Annotated in this window: 13 protein-coding genes; 2 read left to right on the top strand and 11 right to left on the bottom strand. The window is 63.9% G+C overall.

What is annotated here, in order from left to right; genetic code table 11:
* Positions 1-25: 25 nt before the first annotated feature.
* The 9 genes from AB8841_RS18645 to ytfQ all read right to left on the bottom strand — a co-directional run bounded on the left by AB8841_RS18645 (position 26) and on the right by ytfQ (position 11120).
* The gene (locus tag AB8841_RS18645; protein WP_370437308.1) at positions 26-1507 is read right to left on the bottom strand and encodes an aldehyde dehydrogenase family protein; all 1482 of its coding nucleotides are present in this window, start codon (positions 1505-1507) and stop codon (positions 26-28) included.
* 108 nt (positions 1508-1615) lie between these two features.
* A complete protein-coding gene (gene mmsB, locus AB8841_RS18640; RefSeq protein ID WP_370437307.1) occupies positions 1616-2812 on the bottom strand; it encodes a multiple monosaccharide ABC transporter permease in 1197 nt (398 codons plus the stop codon).
* A 1-nt stretch (position 2813) separates the two neighbouring features.
* Entirely contained in the window at positions 2814-4343 is a 1530-nt protein-coding gene (gene mmsA / locus AB8841_RS18635; protein ID WP_370437306.1) for a multiple monosaccharide ABC transporter ATP-binding protein, read from the bottom strand.
* Between the two features lie 98 nt (positions 4344-4441).
* Complete coding sequence (chvE, locus tag AB8841_RS18630; protein WP_370439309.1) at positions 4442-5485, bottom strand: multiple monosaccharide ABC transporter substrate-binding protein; 1044 nt, start codon at positions 5483-5485, stop codon at positions 4442-4444.
* A 319-nt stretch (positions 5486-5804) separates the two neighbouring features.
* Positions 5805-6578, bottom strand: coding sequence for a FadR/GntR family transcriptional regulator (locus AB8841_RS18625; RefSeq protein ID WP_370437305.1), 774 nt, complete (start codon positions 6576-6578; stop codon positions 5805-5807).
* 14 nt (positions 6579-6592) lie between these two features.
* The gene (yjfF, locus tag AB8841_RS18620) at positions 6593-7549 is read right to left on the bottom strand and encodes a galactofuranose ABC transporter, permease protein YjfF (RefSeq protein WP_370439308.1); all 957 of its coding nucleotides are present in this window, start codon (positions 7547-7549) and stop codon (positions 6593-6595) included.
* The gene (gene ytfT / locus AB8841_RS18615; RefSeq protein ID WP_370439307.1) at positions 7549-8544 is read right to left on the bottom strand and encodes a galactofuranose ABC transporter, ATP-binding protein YtfT; all 996 of its coding nucleotides are present in this window, start codon (positions 8542-8544) and stop codon (positions 7549-7551) included. Before ytfT ends, yjfF begins: the two co-directional genes overlap by 1 nt.
* Before the next feature lie 8 nt (positions 8545-8552).
* Positions 8553-10055, bottom strand: a complete 1503-nt coding sequence (gene ytfR / locus AB8841_RS18610; protein ID WP_370437304.1) for a galactofuranose ABC transporter, ATP-binding protein YtfR — start codon at positions 10053-10055, stop codon at positions 8553-8555.
* Between the two features lie 102 nt (positions 10056-10157).
* Complete coding sequence (gene ytfQ, locus AB8841_RS18605; RefSeq protein ID WP_370437303.1) at positions 10158-11120, bottom strand: galactofuranose ABC transporter, galactofuranose-binding protein YtfQ; 963 nt, start codon at positions 11118-11120, stop codon at positions 10158-10160.
* 157 nt (positions 11121-11277) lie between these two features.
* Between ytfQ and AB8841_RS18600 the strand changes: the two genes are divergently transcribed.
* Positions 11278-13011 carry an IlvD/Edd family dehydratase gene (locus AB8841_RS18600; protein WP_370437302.1) on the top strand — a complete coding sequence of 578 codons (1734 nt, stop codon included), beginning with the start codon at positions 11278-11280 and terminating at the stop codon, positions 13009-13011.
* A 37-nt stretch (positions 13012-13048) separates the two neighbouring features.
* Entirely contained in the window at positions 13049-13987 is a 939-nt protein-coding gene (locus AB8841_RS18595) for a dihydrodipicolinate synthase family protein (protein WP_370437301.1), read from the top strand.
* Positions 13988-14180: 193 nt separating this feature from the next.
* Here AB8841_RS18595 and AB8841_RS18590 read toward each other — a convergent pair whose 3' ends face one another.
* Positions 14181-14498, bottom strand: a complete 318-nt coding sequence (locus tag AB8841_RS18590) for a cytochrome c (RefSeq protein ID WP_370439306.1) — start codon at positions 14496-14498, stop codon at positions 14181-14183.
* A 264-nt stretch (positions 14499-14762) separates the two neighbouring features.
* The gene (gene glgP / locus AB8841_RS18585) at positions 14763-16436 is read right to left on the bottom strand and encodes an alpha-glucan family phosphorylase (RefSeq protein WP_370437300.1); all 1674 of its coding nucleotides are present in this window, start codon (positions 16434-16436) and stop codon (positions 14763-14765) included.
* Positions 16437-16484: the final 48 nt, after the last annotated feature.

Below are 16484 nucleotides of genomic sequence, written 5' to 3'. Positions count from 1 at the left end.
GATGCTGCAACGCCCTGAGTCGGGTTTATTCGCTGCCCTTGGTCTTGGGCACGTAAGGTCCGTTGCCGTCGAAGGTGTAAGCGGTCTTGACCGTGGTGTAGAACTCCTGCGCGTAGCGGCCCTGCTCGCGCGGCCCATAGGACGAACCTTTGCGGCCGCCGAACGGCACGTGATAGTCGACGCCCGCGGTCGGCAGGTTGACCATCACCATGCCGGCCTCGGCATGGCGCTTGAAGTGGCCGGCATGCTTCAGGCTCGTGGTGCAGATGCCCGACGACAGCCCGAACGGCGTGTCGTTGGCAATCGCCAGCGCCTCGTCATAGTCTTTGGCCCGGATCACCGTCGCGACCGGCCCGAAGATCTCCTCGCGCGCCACCCGCATGCGGTTGTCCACCTCCGTGAACAGCGCCGGCGAAAGATAGAACCCGGGCGCCTCGCGCTTCAACAGCTCGCCGCCGGCCACCAGCCGGGCGCCTTCGTCCTGGCCGATCCTGATGTATTTCAGGTCCTGGTCGAGCTGGCTCTGGTCGACCACCGGGCCGATCTGGGTGCCGCTTTTCAGGGCATCGTCGATCACCAGCCCCTGCATGCGCGCCTGCATCGCGGCCACGAAGCGGTCGTGAATGCCCTCCGTCACGATCAGGCGCGAGGACGCGGTGCAGCGCTGCCCGGTCGAGAAGAAGGCCGAGTTGACGGCGCACTCGACCGCCACCGTCAGGTCGGCATCGTCGAGCACCACCATCGGGTTCTTGCCGCCCATCTCGAGCTGGACCTTCTTCATCGGGTCGGCCGTGATGCAGGTCTGGGCGACCCGGCGGCCGGTCGGCACCGAGCCGGTGAACGAGATCGCGGCCACCTTCGGGCTCTGCAGCATGGCCTCGCCGACCACCGAGCCCTTGCCCATCACCAGGTTGAACACGCCCGCCGGCACGCCGGCCCGGATGATGATCTCGGCGAGCGCATGGGCGGAGGCCGGCACCAGCTCGGCCGGCTTGAACACCACGGTGTTGCCGTAGGCGAGCGCCGGCGCGATCTTCCAGGCCGGGATCGCGATCGGGAAGTTCCAGGGCGTGATCAGGCCGACCACGCCGACCGGCTCGCGGGTGATCTCGACGTCGACGGCCGGGCGCACGGAGGCCAGCTTGTCGCCGGCCATGCGCAAGGTTTCGCCGGCGAAGAACTGGAAGATCTGGCCGGCGCGGGCGACCTCGCCGATGCCCTCGGGCAGGGTCTTGCCCTCCTCGCGCGAGAGCAGGCGGCCGAGCTCGTCCTTGCGGGCCAGGATCTCGTCGCCGACCGCCTTGAGGAGGTCGTGGCGGGTCTGGATGGAGGAATGCGCCCAGGCCGGGAACGCCTCGTAGGCGGCATCGATGGCGGCCTGCGCCTCGGCGGCCGAGGCGCGGGCGAACTCGCCGATCACGTCCTGGGTGTTGGACGGGTTGAGGTTCGGGGAGGCCTCGGACGCCCCAACCCATTCGCCCGCAATGTAATTCTTCGTCATTTGCATTCTCCGTTCCCTGTGCAGGCCCAGATGCGCCCTTCCCTCCTGAAAGGCAAGACGGCAAGGCCGCCCGGTCTAAGCCTAATATGTCCCGCTATGGAGCGTGGCCTTGTGTTACTTCTTCCGATTGTAGACGTCGAGGGACACGGCTGCGAGCAGCACCAGGCCCTTGATGACCTGCTGATAGTCGATCCCGATTCCGAGAATCGACATGCCGTTGTTCATGACGCCCATGACGAAGGCGCCGATGACGGCCCCGGTGACCTTTCCGACGCCGCCCGTCGCCGATGCGCCGCCGATGAAAACGGCCGCGATGACATCGAGCTCGAAGCCGAGACCGGCCTTCGGGGTCGCCGTGTTGAGACGCGCGGCGAAGATGAGGCCCGCGAGCCCCGCGAGCACCCCCATGTTCACGAAAGTGAGAAACGTCAGCCGCTCGGTCTTGATGCCCGAGAGTTTAGCCGCCTTCTCGTTGCCGCCCAGAGCGTAGATGCGCCGGCCGATCGTCGTGCGGTTGGTCACGAAGGCATAGAGCGCGATCAGCACCGCCATGATGACGAGAACGTTGGGCAGGCCCCGGTAGGTCGCCAGCAGATAGCAAAACGCGACGACGAGGACCGCCAGGAGAGCGTTCTTGAAGACGAAAAGGCCGAAGGGCGCAGTCCCCACATTGTGTTTGAGCTGGTTCGCACGGCTGCGGGCGCTGAAGTAAACCAAGGCCGCGACGCTTGCCACGCCGAGGAACAGGGCGGTGTAGTTGAACCCCTCCCCGCCGAAGACGTCGGGAATGAAGCCGGAACTGAGACGCTGGAACACGACCGGAAACGGTCCGACCGACATGCCGCCGAGAAGGGCCAGCGTCAGCCCTTTGAAAACGAGCATGCCCGCAAGGGTCACGATGAAGGACGGTACCTTGAAATAGGCCACCCAGTAGCCCTGGGCCGCGCCGATCAGGCCGCCGACGGCAAGGCATGCGATCGTCGTCGTGACGGGATCGATGCCCCACCGGACCATCATGATCGCGGCCAGGCCGCCGACGAATCCGACGATGGAGCCGACCGAGAGGTCGATATGGCCTGCCACGATGACGAGCAGCATGCCGAGCGCCATGATGACGATGTAGCTGTTCTGCAGAACCAGGTTCGTGAGATTGAGCGGGCGCAACAGGGTGCCATCGGTCACGACCTGGAAGAACAGCATGATCGCCAGGAGCGACAGCAGCATTCCGTAGTCTCGGAAGTGGGATTTGACGAAGTCCAGCCAAGACGTCGGCTGGGACACGTGAAGCTCGTCGGCGGTTCTCGTATCCATCTCAGCGCCTCCCCGACTTGACGATAGCATGCATGATTTTTTCCTGTGAGGCCTCGGCGACATCGAGCTCCGCGATGATCGCCCCCTCGTTCATCACGTAGATCCGATCGCACATGCCGAGCAGCTCCGGCATCTCGGACGAGATCAGCAGGACGCCCTTGCCGGCCTCGGCCAGCCCGTTGATGATCGTATAGATCTCATACTTGGCGCCCACGTCGATTCCACGGGTCGGTTCGTCCAGGATGAGGATCTCCGGGTCGGAGAAGAGCCACTTGCTCAGGACGACCTTCTGCTGGTTGCCGCCCGACAGGTTCACCGCTTCCTGGAAGACGTTGGCGGAGCGGATCCGCATCCTCGCCCGGTAGTCGTTGGCGACGGCAAGCTCCCTGATGTCGTCGATGACGAGCCTGCTCGATACCCCTTCGAGATTCGCCAATGTGATGTTCTTGCGGATATCCTCTTCGAGAACGAGGCCGTAGGTTTTCCGGTCCTCCGTGGCGTAGGCGATCCCGTTCGCAACGGCTTTCTCGACCGTGCCGACATCGATCTCCTTGCCGCGTAAGAGAACCCGGCCGGACACGTTCTGACCGTAGCTGCGGCCGAAGAGGCTCATGGCGAATTCCGTCCGGCCCGCGCCCATCAGGCCTGCGATGCCGACGATCTCGCCGCGCCGGATGCTCAGGTTGACGTTCTTGACCACCTGCACGTTCGAATGAAGGGGATGGTAGGCCGACCAGTTCTCGACCTGGAAGATCGTCTCTCCGACATCCGCCTGCCGCTTCGGGTAGCGGTCGGCCATGGTCCGCCCGACCATGCCGCGGATGATCCGGTCCTCGCTGATCGCCTCCGCCTTGCAATCCAGGGTTTCGACCGTGCCGCCGTCACGGAGCACGGTGATGGAATCGGCGACCTTCGATATCTCGTTGAGTTTGTGCGAGATCAGGATCGAGGAAATGCCCTGCGCCTTGAACTGCAGGAGCAGGTTCAAGAGCGCGTCGCTGTCCTTCTCGTTCAAGCTCGCCGTAGGCTCGTCCAGGATGAGCAGCTTGACCCTTTTGGAAAGGGCCTTGGCGATTTCCACGAGCTGCTGCTTGCCGACGCCGATATTGGTCACCAGGGTATCGGGCGCCTCGTCGAGGCCCACGACCTTGAGCAGCTCCTTCGTGCGGGCGAAAACCGCCGACCAGTCGATGACCCCGTATGTCGCCTGCTCGTTGCCGAGAAAGATGTTTTCCGCAATCGACAGAAGCGGCACGAGGGCCAGCTCCTGGTGGATGATGATGATGCCGAGCTCTTCGCTGTCGGCGATGCCTTTGAAACGACGCTCCTGCCCCTCGTAGACGATCTGCCCGGAATAGGAGCCGTGCGGATAGACGCCGCTCAGGACCTTCATCAGCGTCGACTTTCCGGCACCGTTCTCGCCGACCAGCGCATGGATCTCGCCGGATTTCACCGTGATGTTGACGTCGTCCAGCGCCTTCACGCCCGGAAACGTCTTGGTGATCCCCCGCATCTCAAGGATCGCGTTCATCGCTCACACCTCAGGCAACTCGAGGACAAGGCGCGGAGCCTTTCAGAAATGAGCAAGGACCCTGCGCAACGGCGCAGGGTCCCTCACCCGTTCAAGCCTTACTTGAACTGGTCTTCCTTGTAGTAACCGCTGCCGACCAGAACTTCCTTCCAGTTCGAGGCATCGACGCTGACCGGCTTCAGCAGGTAGGCCGGAACGACCTTCACGCCGTTCTCGTAGGTCTTGGTGTCGTTCACGTCCGGCTGCTTGCCCGACAGAACGGCATCGACCATGTTGGCCGTGACCTTGGCGAGCTCGCGGGTATCCTTGAAGACCGTCTGGGTCTGCTCCTTCGCGAGGATCGACTTCACCGAAGGCACTTCGGCATCCTGGCCGGTGATGATCGGCATGGGTTGCTGGGCGGAACCGTAGCCGACGCCCTTCAGCGAGGAGATGATGCCGATGCTCAGGCCGTCATAAGGTGAGAGCACCGCATCCACGCGCTTGTCGGTGTAGTAGGCGGAGAGCAGGTTATCCATGCGCGCCTGGGCGACGGCGCCGTCCCAGCGCAGGGTCGAGACCTTGTCCATGCCCATCTGACCGCTCTGCACCTTGAGCTTGCCGCTCTTGATGTAGGGCTCGAGCACCGACATAGCGCCGTTGTAGAAGAAGTAGGCGTTGTTGTCGTCGGGCGAGCCGCCGAAGAGCTCGATGTTGAACGGACCTTTCCCGTCCTTGAGGCCCAGAGCCTTCTCGATGTAGCCGCCCTGCAGAACGCCGACCTGGAAGTTGTCGAACGTCGTATAGTAGTCGACATTCTTCGAATTGCGGATGAGGCGATCATAGGCGATGACCTTGATCCCCTTGTCGGCGGCCTGCTGCAGAGCGTCCGACAGGGTGGTGCCGTCGATGGAGGCGATCACCAGCGCCTTGGCGCCTTTGGTGATCATGTTCTCGATCTGGGCGAGCTGGTTCGGAATGTCGTCTTCGGCGTATTGAAGGTCGACATTGTAGCCCTTCTCCTTCAGCGCCTTGACCATGTTGTTGCCGTCGTCAATCCAGCGCGCGGACGATTTCGTCGGCATGGCCACGCCCACGGTGCCCTTATCCTGCGCCAGAGCCGGGTTGAGAAGGCCCGCAGCTCCGATCGCCAACGCTGCGATTGCAGTCGTGAAAGTCCTCAAGGTCGTTCTCCCTTATGATCCTATGGCCGAGCCGGGCGGTCCATGGTTGTGCCGGCTCATATCTAGAGTTCCGATACGGCGGGCCTAGGCGGCCTGGGCCGCCCTCATCCGGAGAGGATCGTCCAAGCGCCGGCATCCTGAGCGGGCTCTTCTGCAGGAGCCCTTGAGGATCGCATATCAGGCGATTTGCCCGTGAAAGTCACGCGCTCAATCGCCCAATAATACTATAATACAATTTTCCATAGAGAAGGGCCTGGAGCTGATCGCGTCCGGCCCGGCCCTGGGGGATGGAGTTCGTCTAATCGCTTGAAAAGGCGTGGGTTTCGATGCACGTGAGAGCGTCTTGTCCGTGCTTGATCCGGATGCGCTCGGCAGCCTGCATGATCAGGGCGGACATGGCCTGGCTGGCTGCCAGGGGGGCCTGCCGCTCGATCGCATCGAAGACGGACTGATGCTGCTCCATGACCTTCCGGAAGCTGTCATCGCTCGATACGGGCGAGCTGATCGTGAAGGACGTCGCAAGCGCCGCGCCGATGACGGAGCCGATGGATTGCAGGAACGGGTTGCCGGAGGCCTCCAGGATGGCCTGATGAAAGGCGAGATCGGCCTTGGTGAAGCCCTGCCGGTTGGTCGCGCAGCCATACATCGCCTGAAGGGCGCTGCGCATGTGCTCGAGTTGCTTGAGGCTCCGTCGCAGCGCCGCGGTGGCGCAGGCGAAGGGCTCGAGCGTCTGGCGGATCTCGAAAAGCCACCCGAGAAACTTCGCGTCGACCCCGAGTTCGAGGTGCCATTCGAGGATATCGGCATCGAACATGTTCCAGTTGTTCCGGTCCAGGACCTTCGTGCCGACCTTGGTCTTGGACTCGATGAGCCCTTTCGCCGCAAGGGTCTTCAGGGCCTCGCGGAGGGCCGTCCGCGAGACGCCGAACAGCTCCATCAGCTCGGCGTCGCCCGGCAGGATGCTGCCGACGGGAAAACGCCCTCTCATGATGTTCTGGCCGATGCCGTGCGCCACGAGATCGTGGGCGGATCGCGTTCTCGCGGGCTTCTGCAGATCGTTTGCCAAAACCATGAGCTGCCTTACCCCTACCTTGCCCGGATGGATGCCGCCGACAGCCCCCGCTGAAGGACGATGAAGGCGAACAGGAGGGCCCCGATCGCGATCTTCGTCCACCAGGAACTCAAGGTTCCCTCGAAGGTGATGTAGGTTTGGATCAATCCCTGGATGAGCACCCCGACCAGCGTGCCGATGATTGTCCCGGAGCCTCCCGTCAGAAGCGTGCCGCCGATGACGACGGCCGCGATCGTGTCGAGCTCGACCCCGGTTGCTGCGAGGGAATAGCCCGCAGAGGTGTAGAAAGAAAAGACAATTCCCGCCAAGGCCGCCAGAAAACTCGACAGCATATAGATCCTGACCGTGGTCTTCCCCACCGGAACACCCATCAGCTGTGCCGACGTCCGGTTGCCGCCGAGAGCGTAGACATTCGCCCCGAAGCGCGTGAAATGCGCCAGCACGATGCCGGCTGCGAAGACCAGGAGCATGGCCATCGGGATGAAGGTCAGGCGCCCTCCTCCCGGAAGATGAAACGCGATATCCGTGATCTGGCCATAGGCCGGGGCATCGATCGGAATGGAATCCGTCGTAAGCACGAAGCACATGCCGCGCGCCAGGAACATCCCGGCCAGCGTGACGATGAAGGCCGGAAGCTGGAAAGCATGGATCAGCACGCCCATGCCGGCGCCGAACAGAGCCGCGATCCCGAGGATCAGACCGAAGGCCAGATAGGGGTTGATGCCGTAACGCTCGATCGCCACAGCGAGGAAGACGCCCGTGAACGCGATGACGGAGCCGACCGAGAGGTCGATCCCGCCCGAGAGAATGACGAAGGTCATTCCGACCGCGACGATGCCCAGGAAGGCGTTGTCGGTGAGCAGATTGCCGATGACGCGGGTCGAGGCGAAGCTCGGGAACTGCGCGAGGCAGATCAGGTAGCCTGCGACGAACACCGCCAAAGTGATCAGAACCGGCAGGTGACGGCGCATCATGCCTTACCCCTTCTCCAGATTGCCCGGAAGGCCGCAAGGACGGGCGACTGCGCCAGCAGAACCGCCAGCACGACGAAGGCCTTCACGATCAGGTTGTATTCCGGCGGATAGCCGCTGAGTAGAATGCCCGTGTTCATGGCCTGAATGATGAGCGCCCCCACGACCGACAGGCCCAGGCTGAACCGACCGCCGAAGAGCGACGTTCCGCCGATGACCACCGCCAGGATGGCGTCGAGCTCCAGCCAGAGACCCGCATTGTTGGCATCCGCGCCGCGGATGTCCGCCGTGACGATGAGGCCCGCGATGGCCGCGCACAGGCCGCACCACATATAGACCGCGATGATGACGGCCTTCGTGCCGATGCCCGCATAGGCGCTCGAGCGCAGATTCGCGCCGATGGCTTCGATGAACAGGCCCAAAGCAGTCCAGCGGACGACGAGATGGGTGACGAGCAGCATCGCGAGCGCGATGACGACAGGCATCGGCAGCATCAGGAAGGAGCCGCTGCCGATCGCGGCGAAGCCTTCACTGACGAAGGTGATGATCTTCCCTTCGGTGATGAGCTGCGCGAAGCCGCGCCCCGCCACCATGAGAATGAGGGTCGCGACGAAGGGCTGGATTTCGAGAACCGCCACGAGGATTCCGTTCCAGAGGCCGCAAGCCAACCCGATGCCGACGGCCGCCGCCAGCGCCATGGGAAGCGGGTAGCCCTGCGCCGTCAGGGTGGCGGCCATGGCTCCGGCAATGGCCATCACCGCGCCGACCGAGAGATCGATGCCGCGGGTCGCAATGACGAGGGTCATCCCGAGCGCCAAGATCGCGACCGGGGCACCGCGGTTGAGCACGTCGATCAGGCTGCCGAAGAGGCGCCCGTCCTGGAGGCGAAGGGCGAAGAAGTCGCGGAACACCAGCCAATTGACGAGAAGAACGACCGCGAGCGCCGCGATCTGCGGCAAGCCCTTGGGAAGCGATCGAGGGGCGACGGCCTGCATGACGCTGCTCATTGGTGGCTCGCGATCGTCGTCATGATGGTATCGGCATTCACATCGCCGCCCGAAAGCTCGCGCACGTGTTTCCGGTCGCGGAGCACGACGACGCGGTCACTGTAGGACGCGATCTCCTCCAGCTCGGACGAGATGACGAGCAGGGCAAGGCCATCCTCGCAAAGGCGTTCGATCAGGCGGATGATCTCGGCATGGGCGCCCACATCGATGCCGCGGGTCGGCTCGTCGAGGATGAGAAAGCGCGGCTCGGTCGCAAGCCAGCGCGCCAGCAGCGCCTTCTGCTGGTTGCCGCCCGAGAGAAGGCCGATCGGCTTCTCCGCATCGGAAGTGCGGATGTCGAGCAGCCTGATGAAGCGGTTTGCGATCTCATCCTGCTTGCGCCTGGGAAGCTTATGCAACCAGCCACGCTGTGCCTGAAGGGCCAGGATGATGTTCTCCCGGATCGACAGTTCCGCGACGATGCCCTCCGTCTTGCGGTCCTCTGGGGTGAAGCCGAAGCGTAGCCGGGACGCATCCCGGGCCGATGCGATTCGCACGGGCTTGCCGTCGACATAAGCCTGTCCGCTGTCCGCCCTCTCGATTCCGAAAACGAGCTTCGCCGTTTCGGTACGGCCCGATCCGAGGAGGCCCGCGAGCCCGACGACCTCGCCCGAGCGAACGGCCAGATCGAACGGTTCGAGGAGGCGGCGTCGGCCGTAATTCTCGAACGCCACGAGGGGAGCGCCGGTGACGGAGGACCGCTGGTTGCGGTGGAGGGCTTCCGCCGCGAGTTCGCGGCCCAGCATCATCGAGACGAGCTCGATGCGCGGCAGTTCCGCCATGTGACGGGAGCCGACAAGCCGCCCGTTGCGGAGAACGGTGATCCGGTCGCACACAGCATAGACCTGGTCGAGAAAGTGGGTCACGAAGACGATCCCGATGCCGCGCGCCTTCAGGTCGCGGAGAATACCGAAGAGCGTTCCGACCTCCTGGGCGTCGAGGCTGGCGGTCGGCTCGTCCAGGATCAGCACCTTGGCGGAGAGATCGACGGCACGGGCGATCGCGACGATCTGCTGAACGGCGACGGAAAAGCTGCCCAACGGGTCGGCCACGTTGATGTCGAGGCCGTAGGTCGAGAGGAGTTCGGCCGAGCGCCGGCGCATCTCGCCGGTCCTGACGAGGCCGAAACGATGCGGCTGCCGACCGATGAAGAGGTTTTCCGCCACGGAGAGATTAGGGAGGAGATTGACCTCCTGGTAGACGGTTCCGATCCCGAGCGAGAGGGCATCCGCGGGGTCCCTCGCGTCGATGTCGCGGCCATCGAGGCGGATGCTTCCCGCATCGCGCCTGAAGACCCCGGTCAGTACCTTGATCAGGGTCGACTTGCCGGCGCCGTTCTCGCCTAGAAGGCCGTGGATCTCGCCCGCACGCAGCGTGAAATCCACGCGATCGAGAGCCTGAACCCCGGGAAATCCCTTTGTGAGGCCGCTGATCTCAAGGAGACCGGGCCGATCGTTCATTGCCTGCATGCCGCCTTGCCCGCTCACCGCGACGTCGCCGTCTCCGGCGAAACCTGTGAGGCAACAGGCGCCGTCGCGCCTGCCGCCACCGTGGTCGAAAGCTCAGTACAGATCCTTGCGCTTCTCGTACTCGGCCTTGGCCGTCTCGGGCGTGAAGACCTTGGATTCGGTCTGAATCCATTTCTTCGGCGCGGTGCCATCCTTCTTGTACGCGATCAGAGCATCGAGCGCCGGGCCCGCCATGTTGGGGGTGAGCTCAACCGTCACGTTCGCCTCGCCGTCGCCCATCGCCTTGAAGATGTCCGGCACGCCATCGATAGAGACGACCTTGATGTCCTTGCCCGGCTTCAGGCCAGCCTCCTTGATGGCCTGGATCGCCCCGATGGCCATGTCGTCGTTATGAGCATAGACGGCGCAGATGTTCTTCCCGCCGCCTTCGGCCTTGATGAAGCTTTCCATGACTTCCTTGCCCTTCGTGCGGGTGAAGTCGCCGGACTGGGTGCGGATGATCTTCATGCCGGGATTGGCGGCCACGACCTCGTCGAAGCCCTTCTTGCGGTTGATCGCCGGGCTGGAACCGACGGTGCCCTGCAGTTCGACGACGTTGCACTTTCCGCCGGTTTCCTTGGCGAGCCACTCGCCGGCTACTTTTCCCTCATAGACGGTGTCGGAGGTCACGGCCGTGAGATAGAGGGAATCGTCCTTGGTCTCGATGGAGCGGTCGAGCAGAACTACCGGGATCTTCGCCTCCTTGGCCTCCTTGAGAACGGCGTCCCAGCCGGTGGCGACGACCGGAGCCAGAAGGATGGCATCGACTCCTTGAGCGATAAAGGAACGGACGGCGCGGATCTGATTTTCTTGCTTCTGCTGGGCATCGGAAATGCGCAGGTCGACGCCGCGCTTGTCGGCCTCGGACTTGGAGACCTTCGTCTCCGCGGCCCGCCAGCCGGATTCCGATCCAACCTGAGAAAAGCCCACGGTCATTTTGCTCTGGGCGTAAGCGACACCCGACGACAACATCAGCGTAGCCATGCCGATTGTCGTCAGAAGATGACGAGCCTTCATGCGTTTCTCCCACTGCTTTGTATGATTTTAGACTTTAGCAGCCTTAACAGCCGCGTATTTATCATATTATATGCAGTGACAGTGCCAGCCATCCGACGATAGTCGTATTTCATCATTTTCCCTGGGCCGCTGCCGCGATTTGTTAAGGCGACACGACATGAACGACGACGAAAAACGCCAGCTGCGCAGCCAGGCCTGGTTCGGCCGCCAGGACAAGATGGGCTTCTATTATCGCTCGTTCCTGAAGAACAGCGGGTTCCCGCAGGATCAGTTCGAAGGCCGCCCGGTGATCGGGATCTGCAACACCTGGTCCGAACTGACGCCGTGCAACGCCCATTTCCGCACGCTGGCCGAGCACGTGCGATACGGGGTGCTGGATGCCGGCGGCTTCCCGCTCGAGTTTCCGGTCTCGTCGCTCGGCGAGGTCACCATGCGGCCGACCGCCATGCTGTTTCGCAACCTCGCCGCGATGGACGTGGAAGAGGCCCTGCGGGCCCACCCGCTCGACGGCGTGGTCCTGCTCATGGGCTGCGACAAGACCACCCCGGCCCTGCTGATGGGCGCGGCCTCCGCCGACCTGCCGACCATCGGCGTCTCGGGCGGGCCGCAGCTGCGCGGCGTCTATCGCGGCACCTATATCGGCTCGGGCACCAACATCATCTCGATGAGCGAGCAGCTGCGCGCCGGCGAAGTCAGCCTCCAGGAGTTCCACGAGGCCGAAGGCGGCATGAACCGCTCGGCCGGGCATTGCATGACCATGGGCACCGGCTCGACCATGGCCGCGATGGTCGAGGCGCTCGGGGTCGGCCTGCCGGAGAATGCCGCCATTCCGGCCGCCGATGCCCGCCGCAACCACCTCGCCCGCCGGGCGGGCCGGCGCATCGTCGAAATGGTGCAGGAGGATCTGGTTCTCTCGCAGATCCTGACCCGCCCGGCCTTCGAGAACGCCATCCGCACCCTGGCCGCCATCGGCGGCTCGACCAACGCCGTCGTGCATCTGCTGGCGATCGCCGGACGGGCCGGGATCGACCTGACGCTGGACGATTTCGACCGGCTCGGCCGCGACATCCACTGCCTCGTCGACCTGATGCCGTCGGGCCGCTTCCTGATGGAGGATTTCTACTACGCGGGCGGCCTGCCGGTGGTGCTGCGGAGCCTCGGCGAGCGCGGTCTGCTGCACAAGGAGGCGCCGACCGTCAACGGCAAGCCGCTCTGGGACAACGTCAAGGACGCGCCCTGCTGGAACCGGGAGGTGATCACCCCGTTCGAGCAGCCGTTCAAGCCGGATGCCGGCATCGCGATCCTGCGCGGCAATCTTGCGCCCGATGGCGCCGTCATCAAGCCGTCCGCGGCCTCGCCCGGGCTGATGCAGCATACCGGCCGGGCCGTGGTCTTCGAGACCATCGAGGAGCTGCACGAGCGGATCGACGACGACAGCCTCGACATCGACGAGAGCTGCGTCATGGTGCTGAAGAACTGCGGCCCGAAGGGCTATCCCGGGATGGCCGAGGTCGGCAACATGCCGCTGCCGCAGAAGCTGCTCAGGAAGGGCGTGCGCGACATGATCCGGATCTCGGATGCGCGCATGTCGGGCACGGCGTACGGCACGGTGGTTCTGCACGTGGCCCCGGAAGCGGCCGCCGGCGGTCCGCTGGCGCTGGTGCAGAACGGGGATCTGATCACGCTCGACGTCGCGGCGCGCAGCCTGCATCTTCATGTGGAGGCGGCGGAACTGGAGCGCCGGCGCGCGGCCTGGACGCCCCCGGCGGCCCATGCTTCCCGCGGCTATGTGAAGATGTATGTCGATCACGTCATGCAGGCGGACCAAGGGGCCGACCTCGATTTCCTGGTCGGAAAAACCGGAGCGCCCGTTCCGCGCGACAACCATTAATCGCTAACTTAATCAAGCAGTTCAGCAGGGAGAGAAAATGTCTTCGCTCGGCAGGTCTTCAATCCGTCCCTATCGTGGCGTGTATCCGGTCGTCCCGACCATCTTCGCCGATAACGGCCAGGTCGATCTCGAGGGGCAGAAACGGGCCATCGATTTCATGATCGATGCGGGCTCGGATGGTCTCTGCATCCTGGCCAATTTCTCGGAGCAGTTCCTGCTTACCGATTCCGAGCGCGAGACCGTCATGCGCACGGTGCTCGACCATGTGGCGGGCCGTGTGCCCGTCATCGTCACGACGAGCCATTTTTCGACCGATATCTGCGCCGAGCGCTCGAAGCGGGCGCAGGAGGCTGGCGCCGCGATGGTGATGATCATGCCGCCCTTCTTCGGGGCGACGCTGCGCGTCGCGGAAGCCGGCATCTACGAGTTCTTCCGCCGGGTGTCGGATGCGATCAGCATTCCGATCATGATCCAGGACGCACCCATGGCCGGAACCGCCCTGTCGCCGGCCTTCCTGGCCCGGATGGCGCGCGAGATCGCCCAGGTGTCCTATTTCAAGATCGAGGTCGCCGGCACCGCCGGCAAGCTGCGCGAGCTCATCGCGCTCGGCGGCGACGCCATCGAAGGCCCCTGGGACGGCGAGGAGGCGATCACCCTGATGGCCGACCTCGATGCGGGCGCGACCGGCGCGATGACGGGCGGGGGCTTTCCCGACGGCATCCGCCAGATCATCGATCCTTACTTTGCCGGCAACCGCGAGGGAGCCCTCGTGGCCTATGAGCGCTGGCTGCCTCTGATCAACTACGAGAACCGCCAGTGCGGCCTCTCCGCCGCCAAGGCGCTGATGAAGGAAGGCGGCGTGATCCGGTCGGACTTCGTGCGCCATCCGCTCCAGCCGCTTCATCCCGAAACCCGCAAGGGCCTCATCGAGATCGCCCGCCGCCTCGATCCGCTCGTGCTGCGCTGGGGGCTGTAGCAGGGAGGCTTCCCTTCCCGGTTCGACGAGGGCGCGGTCGCATCCGGCTGCGCCTTTTCGCGTTGCGCACGTCAGCGGCCCCGCCGTCCCCTGAACGGCCGCCTCTCCGGCCAGAAGGCGAGCGCCGCGACCGCGGTAACGATCAGCAAAAGCATCACCATCGTGTGCAGGACTCCGAACAGGAGCGTGCCCACTACTCCTGAATCGATTCCAGATAGGCCATAACATCGTTGACCTGAGCCGCATCGAGCTGAAATTCTGGCATGGAGGGATGGCCCGTGATGATGCCCTCGGCCAGGGCTTCGGCCAGATCCTCGATCGGGTAGCGCTGACCGAGAGAGCGAAACGTCGGCGCCTCCTGGAGGGGGCTTTCGCCGGCGCGCCCGACCGCATGGCACATGGCGCAATTCGCCTGCACGAATGTGCGCCCGCGCTGAATGCGCCCCTCTTGGGCCGATGCGAACTGGACACTCAGGACGACAGCGACGACAGCAATGCACGAGCGCCACATGACCAGTGCTCCTCCAACTTTCTCGGTCGCGTTCAAAGTCCGCGCTTCGACTCTGTTGAAGGCGTGAAGTTCCCTATCCTCGTCCCGGATGGAAACGTATTTCCCTTCGGCGAAGCGATGCTGGTTGAGACGATACCCTGCCTCGGCGTCGATTGCACGCTCGGGATCGTCGTCGATGAACCGGGCCCGCACGATGCGCTCTTTCCAAGAAGGGAGCATCGGATCCGAACCCAAAAGTGGATTCCACTTCCCGCGTCCGATGCTCTAACGCAGCCGATAGGCCTCCCGGGCATAGGTCTCCATCATGCGTTGCGTGTTGAACACCGGCCCGATCCCGGCAATCGCCTGTCTCATCATGCGGATCCAGCCAGGGCGATCCTCCGCGTAGAGCGGCAGGATGGATCTCTCGAGCTTCTCGTACAGGACCTGCGCATGTTCGGCGTAATCCCCTTCCGGCCCGATTCCCCATCCGGTCACGCCCTCGTCGCAGCCTTCCGGCCACCACCCGTCGAGCGTGCTGACATTGAGCACGCCGTTGAACGCCGCCTTCATGCCGCTTGTCCCCGAAGCCTCGAGCGGAGGCTGGGGCGTGTTCAGCCAGATATCGCTGCCCGCCACGATGCGTTTTGCAATGTCCAGATCGTAGCCGGGTATGAAGGCGACCGGAATTTCGGCGTGATGCGCCCGGCGCACGATATCGTGGATCAGCTCCCTGCCTCCCTCATCATGGGGATGGGCCTTGCCGGACATGACGATCTGGAACGGATGGCGCCGAAAGATGTCCGTTAGCCGGTCCCACTGGCTGAACAGCATGCCGGCCCGCTTGTATCCCGTCATGCGGCGCGCGAAACCGATGATCGGGAGATCGTGACCGAAGTGACGTCCCGTCCGCTCCCGAACCAGGGCGATCAGCTCGTCCTTGGCGTCCAGATGAGCGCTCCAGACGTCATCGTCGGACAGGTGAACCGCGCCCGCGAGCGTTTCCGGCTGCACGTCCCAGTCCGGGGAGATCCGGCAAAACAGGCGCGCGAAGGCCGGATGCGTCCATTGCCCCGGATGAACGCCGTTCGTGACCGCATGAATGCGATATCCGGGAAACATGCTCCGTGTCGTCTCCGCATGACGAGCCGAGACGCCGTTCACGTAGTCGCTCAGATTCAAAGCGAGCCGTGTCATGTTGAGCCGGTCCTCTCCGGCGAGTGCCTTCAACGGATCCGCATCGATGAAGTCTCCGAGAATGCGGGTGACGTTCTCGTAATCGAAGCGATCGTGCCCCACCTCGACGGGTGTGTGCGTGGTGAAGACGCAGCGTCTCCTCACCGCTTCGACGTCATGATCCCCCGTGGTGGCGGTCTGGGCTTCTCGTTTCAGCAGCGCGAGCGGCAGAAGGGCGGCATGACCTTCGTTGAGATGATAGATATCGATTGCGAAACCCAGTGACCTCAGGGCCTGCTCGCCCCCGATACCGAGAATGATTTCCTGCTTGAGCCGGTACGTCTCATCGCCGCCATAGAGCCTGTGCGTGATCCCGCGATCCGGCAGATCGTTCCGGTCGCTATGAGTGTCGAGCAGGATCACGGGCACCTTGTGCCCGCGCGACGATGTCCATTCATAGAGCCACGGACGGACCCAGACATCGCGGCCCTCGATGGTGGCGGCCATGACGTCCGGGAGAGGCGTCGCCCAATCCTCGGGTTCCCAGGCGTCGGCATGGTCGATCTGCCAGCCCTTCGCGTCGATCTCTTGCCCCAGATAACCCTGGCGGCTGGCAAGCGTGACGAAAACCATCGGGAGGCTGAGATCGGCGGCCGACCGGACGGCGTCGCCCGCGAGAACGCCGAGCCCGCCGGAATAGGTATGCATCTCGCTCCGGAGGGCGATCTCCATGGAAAGATAGGCAATCCGCGTGTGAGGCAGATAGGGTTCGATGGCGGACACTGATGCTTCTCCATGGCTTCTCGAAGCGTGAGACGCCTGTGGCGGTGG

This window comes from Microvirga sp. TS319 (assembly GCF_041276405.1).
Lineage (GTDB): Bacteria > Pseudomonadota > Alphaproteobacteria > Rhizobiales > Beijerinckiaceae > Microvirga.
The sequence above is the reverse complement of the archived record's forward strand: the minus strand, read 5'-3'. Positions and strand labels throughout refer to the sequence as shown.